24 protein-coding genes are annotated in these 21,083 nt (G+C 61.6%); 10 read left to right on the top strand and 14 right to left on the bottom strand.

The window, feature by feature from the left end; translation table 11 throughout:
• Window positions 1-59: 59 nt before the first annotated feature.
• From typA to msrB, 10 genes are all read right to left on the bottom strand, one after another.
• Window positions 60-1,979, bottom strand: coding sequence for a translational GTPase TypA (gene typA, locus CI603_RS07825; protein ID WP_046322747.1), 1,920 nt, complete (start codon window positions 1,977-1,979; stop codon window positions 60-62).
• Window positions 1,980-2,093: 114 nt separating this feature from the next.
• Window positions 2,094-2,756, bottom strand: a complete 663-nt coding sequence (gene scpB / locus CI603_RS07830) for an SMC-Scp complex subunit ScpB (protein WP_110425089.1) — start codon at window positions 2,754-2,756, stop codon at window positions 2,094-2,096.
• On the bottom strand, window positions 2,753-3,556 hold the full coding sequence (locus tag CI603_RS07835) for a ScpA family protein (RefSeq protein ID WP_121913677.1): 804 nt from the start codon (window positions 3,554-3,556) through the stop codon (window positions 2,753-2,755). Before CI603_RS07835 ends, scpB begins: the two co-directional genes overlap by 4 nt.
• The gene (locus CI603_RS07840) at window positions 3,553-4,392 is read right to left on the bottom strand and encodes a ParA family protein (RefSeq protein WP_046322744.1); all 840 of its coding nucleotides are present in this window, start codon (window positions 4,390-4,392) and stop codon (window positions 3,553-3,555) included. The genes CI603_RS07835 and CI603_RS07840 overlap by 4 nt, the downstream gene beginning before the upstream one ends.
• Window positions 4,393-4,437: 45 nt before the next feature.
• Complete coding sequence (gene xerD, locus CI603_RS07845) at window positions 4,438-5,367, bottom strand: site-specific tyrosine recombinase XerD (RefSeq protein WP_121913678.1); 930 nt, start codon at window positions 5,365-5,367, stop codon at window positions 4,438-4,440.
• A gap of 109 nt (window positions 5,368-5,476) precedes the next feature.
• On the bottom strand, window positions 5,477-7,255 hold the full coding sequence (locus CI603_RS07850) for a spermidine synthase (protein ID WP_395947979.1): 1,779 nt from the start codon (window positions 7,253-7,255) through the stop codon (window positions 5,477-5,479).
• Window positions 7,256-7,354: 99 nt separating this feature from the next.
• Window positions 7,355-7,738 (bottom strand): 50S ribosomal protein L20, encoded by a 384-nt coding sequence (rplT, locus tag CI603_RS07855; protein WP_121913679.1) that lies wholly within the window; start codon window positions 7,736-7,738, stop codon window positions 7,355-7,357.
• 48 nt (window positions 7,739-7,786) lie between these two features.
• Entirely contained in the window at window positions 7,787-7,981 is a 195-nt protein-coding gene (rpmI, locus tag CI603_RS07860) for a 50S ribosomal protein L35 (RefSeq protein WP_015021617.1), read from the bottom strand.
• Window positions 7,962-8,654, bottom strand: a complete 693-nt coding sequence (infC, locus tag CI603_RS07865; RefSeq protein ID WP_121913680.1) for a translation initiation factor IF-3 — start codon at window positions 8,652-8,654, stop codon at window positions 7,962-7,964. Before infC ends, rpmI begins: the two co-directional genes overlap by 20 nt.
• A gap of 238 nt (window positions 8,655-8,892) precedes the next feature.
• Window positions 8,893-9,870: a peptide-methionine (R)-S-oxide reductase MsrB gene (gene msrB / locus CI603_RS07870; protein ID WP_121913681.1), complete on the bottom strand. Its 978-nt coding sequence runs from the start codon at window positions 9,868-9,870 to the stop codon at window positions 8,893-8,895.
• A 173-nt stretch (window positions 9,871-10,043) separates the two neighbouring features.
• Between msrB and CI603_RS07875 the strand changes: the two genes are divergently transcribed.
• From CI603_RS07875 to gap, 5 genes are all read left to right on the top strand, one after another.
• Window positions 10,044-10,781, top strand: coding sequence for an AzlC family ABC transporter permease (locus CI603_RS07875; RefSeq protein ID WP_121913682.1), 738 nt, complete (start codon window positions 10,044-10,046; stop codon window positions 10,779-10,781).
• Window positions 10,778-11,134 (top strand): branched-chain amino acid transporter permease, encoded by a 357-nt coding sequence (locus CI603_RS07880; RefSeq protein ID WP_121913683.1) that lies wholly within the window; start codon window positions 10,778-10,780, stop codon window positions 11,132-11,134. The genes CI603_RS07875 and CI603_RS07880 overlap by 4 nt, the downstream gene beginning before the upstream one ends.
• A 41-nt stretch (window positions 11,135-11,175) precedes the next feature.
• Entirely contained in the window at window positions 11,176-11,934 is a 759-nt protein-coding gene (locus CI603_RS07885; RefSeq protein ID WP_183122290.1) for a thiamine diphosphokinase, read from the top strand.
• A gap of 42 nt (window positions 11,935-11,976) precedes the next feature.
• The gene (locus CI603_RS07890; protein WP_121913685.1) at window positions 11,977-12,402 is read left to right on the top strand and encodes an arsenate reductase family protein; all 426 of its coding nucleotides are present in this window, start codon (window positions 11,977-11,979) and stop codon (window positions 12,400-12,402) included.
• Window positions 12,403-12,591: 189 nt separating this feature from the next.
• Window positions 12,592-13,647: a type I glyceraldehyde-3-phosphate dehydrogenase gene (gap, locus tag CI603_RS07895; RefSeq protein WP_029677985.1), complete on the top strand. Its 1,056-nt coding sequence runs from the start codon at window positions 12,592-12,594 to the stop codon at window positions 13,645-13,647.
• Window positions 13,648-13,720: 73 nt separating this feature from the next.
• Here the strand turns inward: gap and CI603_RS07900 are convergent, their stop codons facing one another.
• A complete protein-coding gene (locus CI603_RS07900) occupies window positions 13,721-14,317 on the bottom strand; it encodes a DedA family protein (protein ID WP_121913686.1) in 597 nt (198 codons plus the stop codon).
• A gap of 76 nt (window positions 14,318-14,393) precedes the next feature.
• Between CI603_RS07900 and ybaK the strand changes: the two genes are divergently transcribed.
• The gene (ybaK, locus tag CI603_RS07905) at window positions 14,394-14,900 is read left to right on the top strand and encodes a Cys-tRNA(Pro) deacylase (protein WP_121913687.1); all 507 of its coding nucleotides are present in this window, start codon (window positions 14,394-14,396) and stop codon (window positions 14,898-14,900) included.
• Window positions 14,901-14,919: 19 nt separating this feature from the next.
• Here ybaK and CI603_RS07910 read toward each other — a convergent pair whose 3' ends face one another.
• Entirely contained in the window at window positions 14,920-15,987 is a 1,068-nt protein-coding gene (locus CI603_RS07910; RefSeq protein WP_121913688.1) for a 4-hydroxy-3-methylbut-2-enyl diphosphate reductase, read from the bottom strand.
• A gap of 172 nt (window positions 15,988-16,159) precedes the next feature.
• Here CI603_RS07910 and CI603_RS07915 point away from each other — a divergent pair, with 172 nt between their 5' ends.
• Both CI603_RS07915 and CI603_RS09290 read left to right on the top strand, forming a co-directional pair.
• Entirely contained in the window at window positions 16,160-17,128 is a 969-nt protein-coding gene (locus tag CI603_RS07915; protein WP_121913689.1) for an aldose 1-epimerase family protein, read from the top strand.
• Window positions 17,129-17,213: 85 nt separating this feature from the next.
• Entirely contained in the window at window positions 17,214-17,288 is a 75-nt protein-coding gene (locus CI603_RS09290) for a 50S ribosomal protein bL37 (protein WP_099327425.1), read from the top strand.
• 153 nt (window positions 17,289-17,441) lie between these two features.
• Here the strand turns inward: CI603_RS09290 and CI603_RS07920 are convergent, their stop codons facing one another.
• Together CI603_RS07920 and CI603_RS07925 are read right to left on the bottom strand one after the other, a co-directional pair.
• Window positions 17,442-17,729: a hypothetical protein gene (locus tag CI603_RS07920; RefSeq protein WP_259465519.1), complete on the bottom strand. Its 288-nt coding sequence runs from the start codon at window positions 17,727-17,729 to the stop codon at window positions 17,442-17,444.
• A gap of 39 nt (window positions 17,730-17,768) precedes the next feature.
• On the bottom strand, window positions 17,769-18,389 hold the full coding sequence (locus CI603_RS07925; RefSeq protein ID WP_121913754.1) for a sigma-70 family RNA polymerase sigma factor: 621 nt from the start codon (window positions 18,387-18,389) through the stop codon (window positions 17,769-17,771).
• A gap of 154 nt (window positions 18,390-18,543) precedes the next feature.
• Between CI603_RS07925 and CI603_RS07930 the strand changes: the two genes are divergently transcribed.
• Entirely contained in the window at window positions 18,544-19,302 is a 759-nt protein-coding gene (locus CI603_RS07930) for an exonuclease domain-containing protein (RefSeq protein ID WP_121913690.1), read from the top strand.
• 205 nt (window positions 19,303-19,507) lie between these two features.
• Window positions 19,508-21,076, top strand: coding sequence for a Mur ligase family protein (locus tag CI603_RS07935; RefSeq protein ID WP_121913691.1), 1,569 nt, complete (start codon window positions 19,508-19,510; stop codon window positions 21,074-21,076).
• Window positions 21,077-21,083 lie beyond the last annotated feature (7 nt).

The raw sequence follows: 21,083 nt of genomic DNA on the forward strand, positions 1-21,083 counted from the left end.
AGTCCGACCCGGTCACCGTGGGGCGGCCGGGTCGCACTGATCCGATTGTGAGAAAAGGTTTACTTGTTGTTGGCCCTGCGCTGACGGGCGTTCCACTTATACCAGGCATCCCGGTCCAGGATGATCTTGCGCACGCGGATGGACTCGGGTGTCACCTCCACGCACTCGTCATCGTTGGCGAAGTCCAAAGACTCCTCCAGGCTCATGTCGATGGGCGGAGTCAGGGTCTCCAGCACGTCGGCGGTGGAGGAACGCATGTTGGTCATGTGCTTCTCCAAGGTGATGTTGATGTCCAGGTCGCCAGGCTTGTTGTTGATCCCCACGATCTGCCCCTCGTAGACGGGCGACTGGGGCTTGACGAAGAACTCACCGCGGGCCTGGAGCTTCTGCATGGCATAGGGGCTGGCCTTGCCGGAGCGGTCGGAAACCATGGATCCGTTCTGCCGTGTCTTGATATCACCTGCCCAAGGGGCGTAGCCAGCGGAGATCGACGAGGAGATGCCGGTGCCGCGGGTGGCGGTCAGCAGGGCGGTGCGGAAGCCCAGGAGGCCACGGGAGGGCACAGTGAACTGCATCCTGACCCAGCCGGAGCCGTGGTTGGTCATGGTCTCCATACGACCCTTGCGATCGGCCATGAGCTGGGTGACTGCGCCCATGTATTCCTCGGGCACATCGATGGTGTCGGACTCCATGGGCTCCTGAATCTTGCCGTCCACGGTCTTGGTGACCACCTGGGGACGACCTACGGTCAGCTCGTAGCCCTCGCGGCGCATCTGCTCAGCCAGAATGGCCAGGGCCAGCTCGCCACGGCCCTGAACCTCCCAGGCGTCGGGCCGATCGGTGGGCAGCACCTTGATGGAGACGTTGCCGATCAGCTCGCGGTCCAGACGGTCCTTGAGCATGCGGGCGGTCAGCTTATGGTCCTTGCCCTCAGTGCCGGCCAGCGGCGAGTCGTTGGTGCCGAAGGTCATGGAGACAGCCGGGTCGTCAACGTGAATCAGAGGCAGGGGGCGCGGATCGTCCTGGTCGACGATGGTCTCGCCGATCATGATGTCCTCAACACCGGCCACAGCCACGATGTCGCCGGGGCCGGCCTCGTCCACTGGGGAGCGCTGCAGGCCCTTGGTACGCAGGATCTCAGTCAGCTTGAAGTTCTCAATGGATCCGTCCACGCGCGACAGGCCGTACTGGCGGCCCTTGGTCAGGGTGCCGTTGTAGATGCGTACCAGACCCAGACGGCCCAAGTAATCGGACGCGTCAATGTTGGTCACATGGGCCTGCAGGGGGGCGCCCTCCTCATACTCCGGGGCGGGGATGTTATTCAGGATGGCCTCGAAGAGAGGCTCCAGATCGTCGTTGTCTGGCACAGCGCCGTCGGCGGGCTGGTTGACGGAGGCCTTACCAGCCTTGGCAGCGCAGTAGATGACCGGCAGGTCCAGGAGGGAATCCAGATCCAGGTCCACTCCCTCCTCGCTCACGTCCTGAGCCAGGCCCAGGAGCAGATCGGTGGATTCTGAGACCACTTCGGAGATGCGGGCATCAGGACGGTCGGTCTTGTTGATGACCAGGATGACGGGCAGCTTGGCCTCCAGGGCCTTACGCAGGACGAAGCGGGTCTGGGGCAGAGGCCCCTCGGAGGCGTCCACCAGCAGGACTACGCCGTCGACCATGGAGATGCCACGCTCCACCTCGCCGCCGAAGTCAGCGTGGCCAGGGGTGTCCACCACGTTGATGGTGATGCCGTCGGGCTCGCCCAGCTTGGCTGCCAGGGGGCCTGTGTACTTGACGGCGGTGTTCTTGGCCAGGATGGTGATGCCCTTCTCCTTCTCCAGGTCGTTGGAGTCCATGACTCGGTCGGGCACCTCCTCCCGCTCGGAGAAGACGTGCGACTGCTGCAACATGGCGTTGACCAGGGTGGTCTTGCCGTGGTCAACGTGTGCCACAATCGCCACATTTCGTATATCGCCGCGTACCGCCATCAAAACCTCATTCTCGTGAATGCTATCCATGCCCCCACCGGCCTAGCTGCCGGCTGGCGTGGTCCAGGAATTGGACAAACAGAGACAAGTGTAACCGCTTTGCGTGACAGGTGTTCACTCCCCCTCGCCCTGGGGAGAACCCAGGGCAGGATCCGAGGATCCGGGCTGCCCAGACAGCTCCTGGCGTGCTTGGGCCAGAGCTGAGTCCTCGTCGGGCAAAAAGGGGGCCAGGGAGGGCAGATCCTCCAAGGATTGCAGACCCATCCGTTCAAGGAAGAGGTCGGTGGTAACCAGCAGCGCGGCGCGGGTCTGCTCGTCCAAGCCCTCCTCGCGAACCAGGCCACGCACCAGCAGGGCCCTGATGACCCCGTCTGAGTTGACCCCGCGAATCTGGCCCACCTGGGCACGGGTCATGGGCTGGCGATAGGCCACAATGGCCAGGGCCTCCAGGGCCGCCTGGGAAAGTCTGGCCGTCTGACCGTCCTTGACGAAAGCCGCCACCACGGGCTGGTAGGCGGCCCTGCTGGTCAACTGCCAGCCTCGGGCGGTCCGACGCAGTTCGAATCCTCGGTCGCTATAGGATTCGGCCAGCGATTCCAGGGCGGCATTGACCGGACCCGGATCCACGGCCAGCACCCGGGAAAAATCCTCTGCGGTCAGCGGCCGGTCCGTGGCCACCAAAATGGCCTCCAGGCAGGCAGTCAGTCCACCGGGGAAGTCCTGCACGTCGAAGTCCACGTATTCAGGACGGGTGTCGGGCGCCGAGGATTGGCTCATGCGAAGTCCCCCTCACTAATCAAGGCAGTTTCCGGCTCCTGGGTCGGCCCAACCCAGCGCAGGTAGAGCGGCTGATAGGGGCCATCCTGACGGTACTGGATCAGCTCCTGCCTGAAGAAAATCAACACAGCCAGGAATCGGGCCACCACCTGCGCCCGGCCCTTGGAGGAGGCGACAAGATCGGCGAAAGCCAACGGCTGCCCGGGCTGCGCCAGCAGGGCTTGGCGAACCTGGTCGGCCTCCTTGTTCAGGTCGACCAGGGGCACGTGCAACTGGTCCAGACGGACCTGGGAGGCCGGAGCGTTGACCAGGGCATTGGCACAGAGCAGGGCCAGATCCTCTGGCTCCAGGGTCCAGACCAGATCAGGCAGCAGATGGACCAGCTGGGGCTCCAGATGGCCGGGATGCGGGTAGCGGCCCGAGTTGGCGGCCAGCCTGGCTCGAAAGTCCTGTCCAGCCTGCTTGAAGGCCCTGTACTGCAGAAGTCTGGCGAAGAGCAGGTCACGCTCACGAAGGGCATCCATGGAGGCCTGGTCACGCATGGATTCGTCCTCCACTGGCAGGAGGGCAGCGCTCTTGGCCTCTACCAGAACAGAGGCCACGTCCAGGAAGGCGCTGGCCTGATCCAGACCCTGACTGAAGTCCAGTGTGCGTACGTAGTCCAGAAACTCCCCAGTGATGGAGGCCAGCGAAACCTCCGTCAGGGAGAGCTTTCGGTTGGCCAGCATGCCCAGCAGCAGGTCGAAGGGCCCCTGGTAGACATCCAGGTCGACGGCGAAGCCGTCCGCTGATCCGCTCACGCCACGATGCCGCGGGCGATCAACTCCCGGGCAACCTCCCGATACTCCTTGGCGGTCTTGTGCTCGGGTGCGAACATAGTGATGGGCTCACCGGCCACCGTGGCGTCGGGCAGCTTGATGGACCGGCTGATGATGGAGTGCAGGACCTTGCCCCTGAAGGCCTCGTAGATACGCTGAAGCACCTCGTCCGAATGCAGGGTCTTGGTGTACATGGTGACCAGAACCCCGTAAACCTGCAGGTCAGGGTTGATGCGGCTACGGACCTTCTCAATGGATTGCATGAGCAGGGCCACGCCGCGCAGGGCGAAGAACTCGGCCGCCACGGGAATGATGACCCCGTCCGCGGCAGTCAACGCATTGACGGTCAGCAGTCCAAGCGAGGGCTGACAGTCGATGATGATGGCATCATACTCCTGCCGCAGGGGCCGGATGGTGGCTGCCAGAGCCTGTTCCCTACCGACCTCGGTAACCAGCTGAATCTCGGCGGCCGACAGATCAATATTGGCCGGGATGATGTCCAGCCCGTCAAAACGGGTGTGCCTGACTACCTCGTGAACATCCAGTGACGGGTCGAACATGGCAGTGTAAATGGTGTTGTCCACGCTGTTGGCATTGATGCCCAGACCCACAGTGGCCGCACCCTGGGGGTCGAAGTCCACGATCAGCACCCTTCGCCCATACTGGCACATGGCCCCAGCGATGTTGATTGATGAGGTGGTCTTGCCCACACCGCCCTTCTGGTTGCACATGGCGAGGACACGGGCCGGGCCGTGCTGTTTCAAAGGCTCCGGGGCAGCGAACGTCTCATACTCGCGCCCTAACAAATCCGTAGGCATGCCTCTACCCTATCAAGTTTCCACCAGCATTCGCGGGTTGGCGGGTCAGCGGGCGCGGGGATGGGCCGTCTGGTAGGTCTCCATAAGGGCCTGGGGACTGACGTGTGTGTAAATCTGTGTCGTGGTCACCGAGGCATGGCCCAGCAGCTCCTGGACCGAACGCACGTCGGCGCCTCCCTCCAACAGATGCGTGGCGAAAGAGTGCCGCAGGGTGTGGGGATGCAGAGGTCTGTTCAGGCCCGCCCGGCGACCGGCGTCCCTGACCACCTGCCAGACGGTCTGCCTGGTCAGCCGCTTGCCCCGCTTGTTAAGGAAGACTGCCCTCAACTCCCTGCTCTTGGTGGCTCGATCACACAGGCTGGCCCGTCCCAGATTCAGGTAGGCCTCCATGGCCTGGCAAGCGTAGGAACCTATCGGCACTAGACGCTGCTTGTCGCCCTTGCCGGTCAGACGGACCACCCGCTCGTCCAGGTCCATGTCCTCCAGGTCGGTGCCAACGGCCTCCGAGACCCGGCAGCCGGTTGCGTACATGAACTCAAGCAGGGCCTTGTCCCGCAGGACCACTGGATCCTTGGACCCGCCCATCGCAGCCGCATCCAGCAGCCGGGTCACCTGGTCCACGTCCAACACATCCGGCAGGGCCGAGGTGCCCTTGGGAGCCTTGACCGTACGAGAAACATCCTGGTCGGTCACTCCCTGCTTGAGAGCGAACCGGTGCCACTCATGAACAGCGGCCATCCTCCGTGAGCGGCTGGCTGGACTCTCGTCGGCCAGGTGGGCCAGAAAACCCTCCACATCGACGGTTTGGATCTGCCCCATGCTGGTGACGCCGTGACCGGACAACCAGTTGATGTACATAATCAGATCGGACTTATAAGCCTTGACCGTGGCGGGGGCAAGACCCCGCTCCAGACCGGTGTAAGCCAGGAACTGATCCAGCAATGCAGTCAGCCCCTCCTGATGATCACCGTCCACTACTGCTTAACCTCCGGTTCTCTTCATCAGTGCTGGTCTTTAGGGCATATTCTAACGCTCCACTCCCCTGTTCCTGTACTTCCAACGTGCTTGGGATTGCGGCGGCATCTCAGGAAACATCCCGGATCAGTCCTTGAATCCCCTCTTGCTGAAGGATCCGTCGATAGGGGCCGGCCTCCCTGCTGATGATTCCGTCAATGGCGTGCATGCCAAGCAGCTCCACTGGCGCATTGTCATCAGTCAATACCCTCCCATTTACTTCCCCAATCGTGTTCAGGCGGGAGCTAACCTGCTTCATCATCTCGGACAGGTCTGGATCAGGGCTGACCCTGGCAGCGGACTCCGCCAGCAGATCGGAACCTGGATAGTCCCTCATGGCCTCCCTCTTATCCCCTCCTGCTCCCGAAAAATCCTCGGAAGCGGGGCGACGTGCAAAAAGCTCGCGGTTGGTGGTCTGGGGCACATCGGCCGTCAGGATGGCATCGGAGCCGAAGACCCTGGTAATGGTATTGGTCAGGGCTGCATTGATGGACCCCTGACCGTCGTCGATCATATTCATGTTGACCACCATGACCCCGCCAGGATTCAGGTGGTTCCTGACCAGGCTAAAGAACTCGGTGGAACTCATCTGAAAGGGTATGGTGATGTCCTGATAGGCGTCGACCATGATCAGGTCGTAGCACTGGCGACTGGCCGCCAGCCAGGCTCGGCCGTCATAGGTGGAAACCGGAACATCAGCTGGCTGGTCGAAATACTTGATGGCCAGGTTGCTGATGGACTGGTCGATCTCCACCCCCTGGATGGCCATCCGCGGATAGTACCGCTTCAGCTGCCGGGCGTAGGTCCCGGTCCCCATGCCCAGGATCAGGGCCGAGCGGGCCTGATTGGCCATGAGCGGCGCTGCCAAAGCCGTGTCGTAGTACATGCCGGTCATCCCGGGGTGCTTCATGGTCACCGACTGGACGCCGAAGAGGACGTTGGTGGAAAGGATGGTTCTATCCGCTAGGGTTTTGACCTGCAGGTAGTTGTAGATGGACTCGCCCTCATATGCCAGGCCCTTCTCCCAGAAGGCGAACCCCGTCATCGGCGACAGGGCGGCCGAGATGACAAAGGCCACCGTGGCCATGAAGCAGGCCAGGCGATGCACGTGGGAGGAAAGAAAGTAGATTAAGGCCACTAGGAGCAGTATTCCGGAGAAGATCAGGAAGGTGACGAAGGTCCCCACGGCCGGGATGGTCACAAAGGTGGGCAGGAAGGTGCCCAGGATGGATCCCACGGTATTGCAGGCGCTGAGCCGGCCGACCACCGAGGCGTTGTCGTCCAGGGAATCGGTGGCGCTCTTGACCAGGCCCGGGGTGATGGTGCCCAGGAGGAAGAGGGGCGGAACAAAGATGATCAGGCAGGAGATAAAGGCCGCCAGGACCAGGAAGTTGGTGGAAACAGCCACGATCAGCAGTCCCGAAACCAGGATGATCAGATACTTGCCGACCAGGGGGATCAGGGCGATCCAGACGGCCGCCGCCATAATGCACAGGTAGAGCCTGTCCGGGTCTGGATTCCTGTCGGCCCAGCGTCCGCCGACGACGGCACCCAGGGCCAAGGCGATCATGATGGTCCCGATTATGATGGTCCATACAATCTGAGAAGACGAGAAGTAAGGAGCCAGCAGACGAGAGGCCCCCAGCTCGGCAGCCATGACGGCCATGCCAGAAAAGAACTCCGTTACATAAAGAAAGATCCGCGACCGAAGGATGGGGCGCGGCTGATTAATTCTGGCCAGTATGGATGTACCGCTGCGAGATGATGGACTGGCTTGACCTGCTGATTCTGCCGAGACAGCCGACGCGTCTAGGCTGTGATCATCATTCATGGCGGCTCCCGGCATCATTGTCGTCAATCAACTTACCGTTCCACCGAGGAATGGTCAAATATGCAAAGAACCCCGCGAAAGGCGAGGTTCTTGCAATACAGTGTTCAGGTCCGCTGATCAGGCAGCGACCGGAGCATTTACGTCGGCAGGCAGGGCCTTCTTGGCCTCAGCCACGATGGCGTTGAAGGTGTCGACGTCGTTGACGACCAGATCGGCCAGGGCGCGGCGGTCCAGCTCGATCCCGGCCAGGCGCAGACCCTGGATGAAGCGGTTGTAGGTGATTCCCTGGGCGCGGCATCCGGCGTTGATGCGCTGGATCCACAGCTTGCGGAAGTCGCCCTTACGGGCCTTGCGGTCCCGGAAGTTGTATGTATATGAATGGAGCAGTTGCTCCTTGGCCTTGCGGTAGAGACGTGAGCGCTGGCCACGGTAGCCTGACGCCCGCTCCAGGACGACCCGACGCTTCTTATGCGCGTTGACTGCCCGCTTGACTCGTGCCATAGATATTCCTCAGCTTTCTAAAATCTCACTCGACGCGACAGCACCCGCTCAGCGGGCCAGCATCCTCTTCATGTTCTTGGACTGGGTCGGAGCGAGCACCTCATCAGTGGACAGGTGGCGACGCTTCTTGGCCGACTTGTGCTCCAGATTGTGGCGCATACCGGTCCCGGCGTGCATGAGCTTGCCCGAACCCGTGGTCCGGACGCGCTTGGATGCGGCGGAGTTACTTTTCATCTTCGGCATTGCTGCCCTCCTTGGATTTCATCTGCTTGGGAGAAGTATTGTTGGAGCCCGCAGTCTCTTTTTCATCGGCCTTGGCAGCCAGATGGGCCGCCTGACGGGCCTTGCGCTCGGCACGGGCCTGTCCGCCCCGCCGACGCTGCTCGGACTGGGTATGGATCTTCTTGCCCTTGGGTGACAGGGTCATAATGATGTTGCGCCCCTCCTGCTTGGGGGCAAACTCGATGGAGCCCAGATCCGCGACGTCATCAGCCAGCTTGCGCAGGAGCTCCACGCCGCCGATGGGCCGTGACTGCTCGCGCCCACGCAGCATGATGGTGACCTTGACCTTGTCTCCGGCGGACAGGAAGCGACGCACATGCCCTTCCTTGACCTCGAAGTCGTGGTCGTCGATCTTCAATCTGAAGCGGATCTCCTTGATCTCCGACATACTCTGGTTGCGGCGCGCTTCACGAGCCTTGATCTTCTCGTTGTATTTGAACTTGCCGTAATCAATGAGCTTGGCGACCGGAGGCTTGGCCTTGGGCGCAACCTCGACCAGGTCAAGGTTGGCCTCCTTGGCCAGGTTGAGGGCGACGGAGGTCGCAATGATTCCCACCTGCTCGCCGTTGGGCCCGATCAGGCGTACCTGAGACACTCGTATATCGTCGTTAATCCTTGGTTCGTCGCTAATGATGACTCCTTCTCAAATACCACAACATCCACTGCCCGGCGAAGAACCCATAGGTTTCGAACATGACCGTCGCAGCCGTATAGCAACGAAACCGTCAATGCCTGCACCGTAATACTGACGGTCAACCGTCACCGGCGCGGGTCGAACCCGAAGCCATGGAAGGCTCCCAGGTGGGATCATCCGCTTTCTTGATTTCTCAAGCCGAGTAGCAGTATAACACAACCCTTAGGACCGGGCCTAGTCAGGCGGTTGCTCCGTCCACCAGGGGCAGGTAGTCTCCGTAACCCTCCTCCTCCATCCGGTCCCGCGGAACGAACCGCAGGGCGGCGGAGTTCATGCAATAGCGCTGCCCGCCACGGTCAGCCGGGCCGTCGTCGAAGACGTGTCCCAAATGGATTCCGGTCTGTGCCGTCCGCACCTCGATCCGAGGACGACCCAGCAGCTTGTAGTCCTTGCGGTTGACCAGCAGGTCGGGATCTATGGGCTTGGTGAATGCCGGCCAGCCACAACCCGAGTCGTACTTGTCCGCCGAGGAGAAGAGTGGCTGCCCGCTGACCACGTCCACATAGATGCCCGGGCGGAATTCCCCATCGTAGGCGTTGGCGAAGGGCCGTTCGGTGGCCGAGTGCTGGGTGACCTCGTAGCTTTCAGGGTCCAGGGACCAGATGCGCTCGATGTAGCGCTGGCGGGAGGCGGCGTTGGCGATGGCCTCCAGGGGAATGTGGCAGTATCCGCCGGGGTTCTTGAGCAGGTAGTCCTGGTGGGACTCCTCCGCCGGATAGAAGTTGATCAAGGCCTCCACCTGCACAGCGGGCTGACGGCCGGTCCTGCGCTCCAGCTCCTCCAGAGCGCGACGGAAGACGGGCTCTTCCTGCTCGCGATGCTCGGAATCCCAGTAGAGGCCGCTGCGGTACTGCCTGCCCCGGTCATTGCCCTGCCGATCCACCGAGAAGGGGTCGATCAGATCCAGCAGAAGCAGGGTCAGGGTCCGCAGAGTGACTGTCTGGGGATCATAGGTCAACCGCACGCTCTCCACAGCGTCGGTGACACCGCTGCAGACCTGCTCATAGCTGGGGTTGGGCACTGTGGACTGGGCGTATCCCACCTGGGTGTCGATAATCCCGTTCACCTCCTGGAAGAACCGCTCGATGCCCCAGAAGCAACCACCCGCCAGGACGACCGTGGCCGGGTTGTTGGTCGAAATCTTGTTCTTGTCCATGATTCCTCCTGCATGCTGGTGCCTATCGCTAGGTTCAACAAGAGCCAGAGAGCGCCTATTCCGCCTCTCTCACCTCTTGACAGCCTTCTCACATTGTCGACCGGCCTGCCCCAGCAGCGCAAAAGGCGATTACGATTGCTGACCATCTCCAAATCGAAGTCAGGAGGCGGGTCATGCCACGAGTGCAGCAAGACGCAGACAAAGATGCTAAGTCCTCCGGGACCATCCTGGGCTCCCTGGCTGTGGCCTTCCCAAGGACCCTGCCCATCATGGCCGGATTCCTTGTGCTGGGGATCTCCTACGGCTTTCTGATGACCAGCCGCGGATTCCCGGTGATATACCCGCTAGCCATGAGCGCCCTGATCTACGCCGGGTCCATGGAGTTCGTGACCGTGGACCTGCTCATGTCCACCTTCAATCCCTGGGGCGCGCTGATGCTGACCCTGATGGTCAATGCACGGCACCTTTTCTACGGCCTGGCCATGCTGCCGGTCTTCCGAGGGACGGGCCGGAAGAAACCCTACTTGATTTTCGGCATGTGCGATGAGACCTTCGCCCTGGAGTCCGCAGATCCTCACCCGGCCGGGACCGACAAGGGCTGGTACCTCTTCTTCGTCACCCTGCTCAACCAGATCTACTGGGTGGGCGGTGCCACGCTGGGCGCTGTGCTGGGCAATCTGGCGAACTTCGACACCCAGGGGCTGGATTTCGTGCTGACCGCCATGTTCCTGGTGCTCTTCCTGGAGCAGTGGCGGCAGGCCGAGGCCCGCGTGCCGGCCCTGATCGGTCTGCTGGCCTCCTTGGCCTGTCTGCTGGTCTTTGGACCTAACCGGTTCATCATCCCGTCCATGGCGGTCATCCTGGCCGTCTTCATCCTCTTGGACTTCCGCAGCCAAAGGGAGGCCTCATGACCACTGCACAGCAACTGATCACCATTGGCATTGTGGTATTGGGAACCATGGCCACCAGATTCCTGCCCTTCATAATCTGGCCGGAGGGACGTCGGCCACCGGCCCTGGTGACCAGGCTGGGACATCTGCTGCCAGCCGCCGTCATGGGACTGCTGGTGGTCTATTCCTTGAGGCACACCAACCTGGTCGGAGGCGACCACGGGCTCTACGAAGCTTTGGCTCTGCTGGTCACAGCCCTGGTCCACCTGCGCTGGCGAAACATGATGGTCAGCATCGCCTGCGGAACCCTGACCTACATGGCCCTGGTGCAAGGGTGGCTGATCTTCCTGATCCGTCTGGTTGGTCTGGGATGATGAGTGTGCGTCCAATAGGCGAGCGCAGAAAGAAGAATCTTATGCAGGATGACGGTCAGTCGGACCGTACGGGCCAGGCATCGCTCTGCCGAATCTGGGGTGCCGGACAGTACTTCGGTGAAGAGACGGCACGCGGCGAACAAGCTTTGGTCATAGCAGCGGATGGAGGACTGGAGCCAGCTCTGGAGCACGGTGACGAACCCGATCTGATCGTAGGCGACTTCGACTCCCTGCCCGCTGGCAGCCGAAAGCTGCGCACAGACATCCCACGCCGAGTCCTGCCTGCTGAAAAGGACGACACCGACCTGCTGGCCGCAGTCAAAGTAGGCTGGCACCGCGATTGCCGACGATTCCTTATATATGGAGGTCTGGGCGGGCGTATGGACCACACGCTGGCCAATCTGAACCTGATCCATCTGATTGCTGCCAGCGGTGGCCGGGCCGAACTCTGGGGCCAGGGAATGCTGGTCACGGCTCTTGGACCTGGAAGCCTGGACTTCCCGGCCTGGGACTGCCCGCCCAAGTCCATGGTCTCCGTCCTGGCGGCCGACGACCAGGCTCTGGGTGTGGTCGAGCAGGGCCTCAAATACCAGACGGACGGCATGACCATGACCAACCAGCAGGTCACCGGTGTCAGCAACGAGTTCCTGCCCAGCAGACCGGCCCACATAGCACTGAAGCAGGGAACAGTGTTCGTCACCTACCCCACATCAGCGCCCGAGCCGGTCTGGAGCACCAGTCTGGAACCCAAGGCCGACCTGGGCCCCTTGGAGACCCGACCCTCCTGTCGTCTGGCCTGAGACCTCTTTTGACTTGAAACCCCACGTGGAAAGGAACAATCTATGACAGCATCATCAACCAAGCAGCCAACGACCCCGACAGCCGAGCACCCGCTCTTCATCTGCTACAGCCGCTGCTCCACCTGCGCCAAGGCCCGCACCTGGCTGCGTGACCACAATGTGGACTTCACCGAGCGCGACATCAAGGAGGACCGCCCCACTCAGGATGAACTGACCGCTTGGTTGGACATGAGCGGCCTGCCCGTCCGGCGATTCTTCAACACCTCAGGTCAGGCTTATCGCAGTCAGGGGCTGAGCAAACGCCTGCCGCAGATGGACACGGAGCAGGCTCTGCAGCTGCTGTCCACCGACGGCATGCTGGTCAAGCGTCCCATTCTGCTGGATGGCCGGCATGTCCTGGTCGGGTTCCGTCAGCAGCAGTGGGAGGATTGGCTGGCCGATACGAACGAAAATTCTCACAATTCCTGATCGTTTTGTTGCGCAAACGAACAACAAAACCTACCATTTTTTTTGTTCGTTTTTTCCTCGGCACAACCCGCGTAATCGCTTGCTTTAAGTACATAGGGTTCTATAAACTATGAGATGTTATCAGTAATCGGCCATATACGGTCCGGTAATTTTTGTGCTGTATACGGCCAATCTCCAAGGGAGAATTGAATGACAGTAAAGATTGGCATCAACGGATTCGGACGTATCGGTCGTCTGGCCTTCCGGCGCATCTTTGAGCTCCAGGCCCGTGGCGGCGACGCCTCCAACATCGAGGTTGCCGCCATCAACGATCTGACCACCCCGGCCATTCTGGCCTATCTGCTCAAGTACGACAGCACCCAGGGCACCTTCCGTCACGACGACGGTACCAATGTCTCGGTCACCTCCACCGACACCGCCATCGTGGTGGACGGCAAGGAGATTCCGGTCTACGCCGAGAAGGATGCCAACAACATCCCCTGGGTCAAGAACGACGGCGTGGACTACGTGCTGGAGTGCACCGGCTTCTACACCTCCTCTGAGAAGTCCCAGGCCCACCTGAACGCCGGAGCCAAGAAGGTTCTGATCTCCGCTCCCGCCAAGGACGACACCACGCCCACCGTGGTCTACGGCGTCAACGAGGAGACCCTGAAGCCTTCCGACAAGATCATCTCCGCCGGCTCCTGCACCACCGGATCCCTGGCCGCCATGGTCAAGATGCTGGATGACAACTTCGGCATCCGCATCGGCTACATGACCACCATCCACGCCTACACCGGCTCCCAGATGCTGCTGGACGGCCCCAAGGGCAACAAGCCGCGCAACACCCGCGCCGCTGCCCTCAACACCATCGAGCACTCCACCGGTGCCGCCAAGGCCATTGGCAAGGTCGTTCCCTCCGTCGACGGCAAGCTGCAGGGACATGCACAGCGTGTGGCCGTTCCCTCCGGCTCCGTCACCGAACTGTTCTGCATCCTGAACAAGAAGGTCACCGTCGACGAGATCAACGACACCGCCAAGAAGGCCTTCGAGGGCAAGGACTATTTCGGCTACAACGACGAGGGCATCGTCTCCTCCGATGTGATCGGCGATACCCACGGTGGCATCTTCGATCCCACGCAGACCGATGTCAACACCTACGGTGACGATCAGATGGTCCGCACTGTTGCCTTCTATGACAACGAGTACGGATTCACCAGCAACATGATCCGCACCCTGCTCTACTTCGCCAAGCTGGGCGACTGAGCATCCGGCCGGTTCTTCCGGCCATAGCGATTTCGGGGTCCGTTCCCTTCGGGGGCGGACCTCTTGCTTATAATCAGCGCCTCCGGGTGAGCGCCCGCATGGCCAAGTCGCAGACCAGGCCTACGACCATGCCCACCAGAAACCCGATGGCCATGACGGCCAGAGGGTTGTTTTCCAGCCAAGAGGCGGCCAGATACCCCAAGGTCCACATATAGATGGACCAGAGCAGACCAGCCAGTGCAGCCAGGGGCAGATAACGGGCCAACGGATACCGCGCCGCCCCGGCAGTCAGATTTACCACGGTCCGGCCCGACGGCACGAACCGCGAGGCTAGTGTGAAGAAGCCGCCTCCCTGCAGTAGCGCCCGGTGGGCCCATGATGTCACAGTCTTGCCTGCTGCACCCCGAAAGACGGCCAGACGATTCAACGGGACAAGTCGCCCCAGCCCATAGGTGCAGGCATCGCCGCCCGCAAAGGCCAGGGCGCAAACCAGAAAGACCAGGATGGGAAGGGGTCGCCCCGAGGCTCGAAAGGCCGAAGCCGTGGCCAGGACCATAAGCTCTGTAGGTATGGGAATGATCAGCGCATCCAGAAAAGCTGCCAGGAAAAGCACGGCCAGCCCCCATCCGCCCGTCACCGCATCGAGCAGCCAGACATTGACAGCGGTCATGGACTACCCTTTCCACGAGATCGCACCAAAGACACCCCTAAGCCTACGCAAACGTTCAGTACCTTAGCATGGAGCCATGAGCAAGAAGAAGCGGGTGGACTCGGATGCCGCGACTCCGGCCATGGCCCAGCTGGAGCGTCTGGGGGTTCCCTTCACCGTCCACGAGTATCATCACAGTGCCGACCACATGGACCAGGGGTACGGCATCGAGGCAGCCAAAAAACTGGGCCTGGATCCGCGCATGGTCTACAAGACCCTGATGGCCGACACGGGTAAGGAGCGGGTCATCGGCATTGTACCGGTGACCGGCCATCTGAACCTCAAGCACCTGGCAGCTGCCGTGGGTGCCAAAAAGGCTCGTATGGCCGACAAGGCCCAGGCCGAGCGGGAGAGCGGATATGTCTTGGGCGGCATCTCGCCCTTCGGCCAACGGACCCAACACCTGACTGTGCTGGACCAAGGTGCCCTGGAGTTCGACACCATTATGGTCTCCGGCGGCAAGCGCGGGATCAGCCTGGGTCTGGACCCGAGGGATTTGATACGGGTTCTCAAGGCCAAGACCGCACCTCTAGCCACCGACTGAGAGATTTTAGCGCTGGGGCTCAGCCCTGCGGCTGTGGAATCTTCTTGGACGCGCGTGTTGAGCGCAGGGCAGCAGGCAGGACGAAGTGCATGTGCTCGTCGACTGCTCGTTCTCGGGTTACCCGGGTGAATCCTCGGGATGCCAGGGTTTCCAGCACCCCCTGAACCAGGTTTTCTGGAACCGAAGCACCCGAGGTAAGCCCTACTGAGTCCATGCCCTGCAGCCAGGTCTGGTCCAGCTCTCCCGCATCGTCGACCCGGTGGGCCCTCTGCTCACCCTGACCAGGAAAGCGCGCATCCAAGGCCTGACGGGCCACCTCGACCAAACGAACCGAATTGGAGGAGTTGGCCGACCCCACTACAATCATGCAGTCCGCCTGACCGGCCACCAGCTTGACCGCCTGTTGCCTGTTCTGGGTGGCGTAGCAGATGTCGGAACCCGGCGGCTCCTCTATCCAGGGGAAGCGTCGACGCAGGGCCGCAGCCAGATCGGCGGTCTCATCCAGGCTCAGTGTGGTCTGGGTCAGCATGACCAGCGGCGTGTCCGGACCGAAGTCCAAAGCCTCGATATCGGCCTCATGCTCCACCAGATGAACCCGGTCAGGTGCCTCCCCCATGACTCCAATAGCCTCGTCGTGCCCCCGGTGGCCTATGTAAATGATCGAGTAGCCGTCCCGGACGAAACGCTGGACCTCCCGGTGGACCTTGCTGACCAGGGGGCATGAGGCATCGACCACGCGCATCCCCCGCCGCTGGGCCTCCTTGACGACCGAGGGGGCGATTCCATGGGCCGAAAAGACCACGGGAACCCCGGCACGGACAGCCTGATCGGGAATCTGGTCCAGCTCGTCCACGAACACAGCCCCTCTCCGGGACAGGTCCTCGACCACATGCCGGTTGTGGACTATCTGCCGGCGCACATAGACCGGGGGCAGACCCTGGTGGGGGTTGTCCGCATCCAGGATGGTCTGCACAGTCTGAATAGCACGGTCCACCCCCGCGCAGAACCCGCGCGGATCAGCAAGGATGACCCGGCCATGCCCCTGCGGGATCGGCTGTTCGCACACGGTGGTCCGAAATCCTGCCACTGCCGCTCCTTATCGATGTCAATCCGGACGGTTCCGGACGCTGCAAATCCATGGTAGAAAGCCAAAGCGGCCCCCGATAGTCCATTCGCCACTCTTTCACCAAGAAGCCAAGACCGCCCAGGCGCTAGGATGGTGGCGTACCAAGCATCAACGGCACTATGGAAGTGGGAGCATGCATACGAACGAGATGATGGGCGGGGCCGTGCCCCGGACAGGACAGCAGTACAGCATCCGTCATGGGGACTACGAGGCGGTGGTGACCGAGCTGGGAGCCATCCTGCGTGTCCTGAAATACCGGGGAAAAGACCTGCTGGCCTCATTTGACCCGAATGGAACCGTACCCTGCAGCAACGGGAACGTGCTGGTACCCTTCCCCAACCGGATCGAGGATGGCACCTACGAATTCCAGGGCCACACCTACACCCTGCCCATCGACGAGCATGACCGGAACACCGCCATTCACGGCTACGGATACCGGGCCTACTGGCGGCTGCAAGCCCTGACCGAGGACTCCGTCAGCCTCTCCTGGCGGGTGCCGGACATGGGCGGATACCCCTTCGACGTGGTTGTCACCGTCACCTACACCCTGGACGACCAGGGGCTGACCATGACCACCCGGGCTCTGAACCTGGGCGATGATGCTGCACCCTGGGCCTTCGGCATCCACCCCTGGCTAGCCAACGGCAAAAAGGGCGTCGGTGACCAGATTCAGAAAGACAACGCTCCCTGCACCCTGTCTATTCCCTGCCGCACCCACGTGGTGGTCGATCCCGACAGGCTGCTGCCCACCGGTACCGAACCCGTCCAAGGGCGAACAGATCTGCGCCAGGGCCCTGCGCTGGGTGAGGATGCGGACTTCGACGATGCCTGGACTGATGTGGAGCGGGACGACGACGGCACTTGCTCGGCCTGGTTCACTAGGCCGGACGGCATCCGAATTCAGCTCTGGGGCGATGAGACCATCACCTCATGGCAGGTCTGCACTGGAACCGGCTTTGACGCGGGCATGCGCCCGGCCGGTGTTGCCGTGGAGCCCATGACCGCCTATGCCAACGCCTTCAGAACTGGTCGGAATCTGGTCATTCTGCAGCCTGCAGCCGTCTACACCACCCAGGTGGGTTACCGGGCACAAGAGGTCTGAACAGCCTGGTTGGTCGACAAAGGTCAGCCCAGTGTGCGATAATCGGCAAGGCTTATAGGTACATCAGTAGCAAAGGAGTCCAATCATGGGCATGCGCGGACGCAAGCGCAGGGATCGCCGCAAGAAGGCCGCCAATCACGGCAAGAGGCCGAACACCTGATCGTCTGCCCCGGCACCAACGGTGCCGGGGTTTTGCATATATACATAAAAAAACCATGGCTGCATAAGCATGACCATGATCCCTGCAATAGCCTGAACAGTCGGATAGAACCGTCGTACCGCCAAGGAATCGACGGGATCTACCTAACTGAATCTACTTGTCCGTAGTGCGTTCCGCGGTCCCCTGCTCCAGTTCATCCATCTGATCGAACATGTGCCTGAGCCGGTCCAGCAGGCAGTCCGGAGCGCATTCGGGACGCAGATACCGACGCAACTCCTCGATGACCATGCGCTCCCGCTCGTCGCAGCAGGAATCCGGATCGAAGCAGTCGCTAGGATCAACGCAGGAGGCATCCTGGTAGATGCGAAGGCTGGTGTGGGTCACCCTGACAGAGCCGCCGTCATCGTATGCGTAGTGACTCATCTCCACGCGTCCGTCCATGCTCCTGCCCACTTCCTGATACCCGATCTTCGGGGGCCCTCAATGCCCCTTGCTGCTGATCTCTTTTTTTATACTAGGCCTGACCTCAACAGGTCCATGGTGTTCCGCTGAGGGCTTGCCTGCAGCCCCGCGCTCCTGCTGGTAGCCACGCTCCTTGGCATACCGCTCCAGCTCCTGGCGTAACTGCGAGCGCGCACGATTCAGTCGGCTCATGACTGTGCCGATCTTGATGCCCTCCTCGTCGGCGACCTGTTGGTAGCTCTTGCCATCGATGGCTGCGTCGATGAAGACCCGCCGGCGTTCCGGACTGAGCCGATTCAGCGCGGCCATGATCTCCTCGGGGGCGAAGGTCTCCATGTATTCCTGCTCAGCGGATTTGAGCCCTTCGGACCCGTGCTCCGATGCCGAATAAATATCCCAGTCGTTGTACTCGCCAGTCGAGTCGTTGGCCCTTTGCGGACGCCGCTTGGCCTTGTGATACTGATTGAAGTAGGCGTTGCGTTCGATGGTGGTCATCCAGGCCTCGAAATTGCTGCCGGGTTGGAAGCGGTCGAAGGCCTTGAATCCGCGCTCGAAAGTGTCCTGAACCAGATCCTGGGCATCGTCGGGGTTATTGGTTAGGCGCATGGCCTGTCGGTAAAGCACATCGACCGCAGGCATGGCCAGGGCCTCGAATTGACGTTTTCTGCTTTCGAGTTTGCTGGTATCTGCCACATCCCCTATTGTGCCATTCCCCCTCGCCCGTCGCGGTTCCGACCCGGTCGCGGGCCGGTCGCTCCTCGGTTACCATAAAGACTGAGGAGAAATCACGCTTATGGAAAACACCGAGTACACAAGCATGGAGCAGGCGCTTCAGTCAGCCCCGCAACAGGAGGGGTCGACACGCCTAGGGGACTCCTGGCTTCTGGGGTTCGACACCGAGACCACGGGCACCAAACCAGGCAAGGACGGCATTGTTTCGGCCAGTCTGGTTCTGCGTGACCCGACCAAGGGCTACGCAGGGGATGTAGTAGCCACCTGGATAGTCAATCCGCATCGGCATATCAGCAAGGGGGCCAGCAGGGTCAACGGGTTCACCGATGATCAGCTGGCCACTGAGGGCATGGAGCCTGAGCTGGCCACCGAGCAGATGGCCGGATTCATCGCCCGCGCCCAGAACAAGCGCATCCCCCTGCTGGCCTACAACGCCCCCTTCGACGTGCAGATGCTGGACGGGGACATCGCCCACTGGTGCTCAGGGTCAGTCAAGCCCCTGAGCGAGGGGAATCTGCTGGTGGTGGACCCTCTGGTCCTGGACAGGGAGATCTCCCACCGGTCGGGCCGCCGCACCCTGGGAATGACCAGCGAGTACTACGGCGTCATCCCCCATGGCAACTTCCACAATGCCACGGCGGATACGGTGGCGGCCGTGGATCTGATCAAGCCCATGACCACCCTCTTCCCCCAGGTGGCCCGAATCACCATGGACTCCCTTATGGACTGGCAGCGGCAGGCACAGGCCAAGTGGCGGGACCAGTTCAACCAGCACCTGATCTCACAAGGGCGCCGACCGGTCACTGACACCTGGCTCTGACCCCGGCCCTGACGTCCACTGGCCTCTGCCTGGAAATGCAGAGCAAGGGGCGGTCATGATGAGCGGCTACCCGCATTTGACCATTCAGTCAAAGGGTCGCCGGACCCGCCTTCTTCGGCCTCAACGGGGTTATAGACTTGGGTCTGGTCTCGGTCAGATCTCCTATCGGGACAGGCACAACCCAACGGACAAGGGGGAAGACGGCATGGCGCTGACGATGGCTTCGACCTTGGAGCTACTGCACGAACATGATCAGCTGCGCGAGGTGATCCAAGGCGACCGGTGGACCTTGGATTCGCCCAAGGATATCCAGCCATCCAGGCCTTTCACCGATGTCACCTACGACACCCGTCAGGCGGGACCTGGCAGCCTGCTCTTCTGCAAGGGACGCTTCCTGCCTGAATATCTGGATTCCTGCGGCCCGGAAGGACCGGCGGCCTACGTGGCTCAGCAGGACCTGTCCGCACACACCAAAGCTACGGGTATCATCGTCAACGACGTGCGCAAATCCATGAGCCTGCTGGCCTCAGCCTTCTATGGCCGTCCCCAGGACCGGCTGACCCTGGTGGGAATCACCGGCACCAAGGGCAAGACCACCACTGCCTACTTCCTGCAGGCCATGCTCTCCAGGCTCTCCGGGGGCCGCGCCGCCCTGCTCTCCTCGGTGGACAACTGCCTGGACGGCCGACACTACCAGGAATCCCAGTTGACCACCCCCGAGTCGCTGGACCTCTTCCGCATGATGCGCCATGCGGTGGATGCGGGCATGCGCTACATGGTCATGGAGGTCTCCTCCCAGGCATACAAGGTGGACCGGGTCTATGGGCTGACCTTCGATCTGGGGGCATTCCTGAACATCTCCCCAGACCACATCAGCCCCATCGAGCATCCCAGTTTTGAGGACTATTTCTACTGCAAGCGCCGCATAACCTACAACAGCCGGCAGCTGGTCCTGGGAGCCGATGCGCGCGGAGCCGACCTGATTCGTCAGGATGCCCGCGCCGCCGGAGTTCCAGTGACCACCTTCGGCGATGGAACCCGACAGGCCGACTTCCTGGTCCGCAAGGCTCCCGGTGAGGGCGACGACTACCTGATAGGGCCCTCCGACGGAGCCCTGCGGCCGGTCAGTCTGTCCATGGACGGGGATTTCAACGCCTTGAACGCGGCCGCCGCCCTGGCCATGCTGACCCGTCTGGGTCTGGAGCCTGATTCCGGAGCCATCCAGGCCATGGGGAACGTCAGAATCGCCGGCAGGATGGAACGCTTCAAGGCCGACAACCGGGTGGTTTACGTCGACTACGCCCACAACAAGGCCTCGGTCACAGCTCTTCTGAATTTTGTAGATGAGCGCTACGGCGAGCGTAAACCCCTGATTACTCTGGTTTCCGGTTCCGCTGGCGGAAAGGCCATCGATCGCAGGGAGGGCATCGTCAGCGCTGCTCAGGACCGTGTCGATCGCCTGATCCTGACCGCCGACGATGAGGACGGAGAGAGCTCGGACCAGGTGGACCAGCAGATGCTGGGCTTCGTGACCAATCCGAACCTGGATGTCAGCATCGAGCCGGACAGGACCCAGGCCATCAAGCAGGCCGTAGGGGATCCAGGCCAGCCAAGGGACCGTTTACGCGTCACCCTGGTCATCGGCAAAGGCGAGGAACGCTGGATCAAGAAGGACGGCAGCCACGTGCCCTATGAGGGCGACGACCATGTGGTAGCTCGCCTGCTGGGTACGAAAAGCTACAATCTGGGAGCCACCGGAACAGCCCAAGGATGACTATCCC

Source organism: Bifidobacterium sp. wkB338, from assembly GCF_003688325.1.
Lineage (GTDB): Bacteria > Actinomycetota > Actinomycetes > Actinomycetales > Bifidobacteriaceae > Bombiscardovia > Bombiscardovia polysaccharolytica.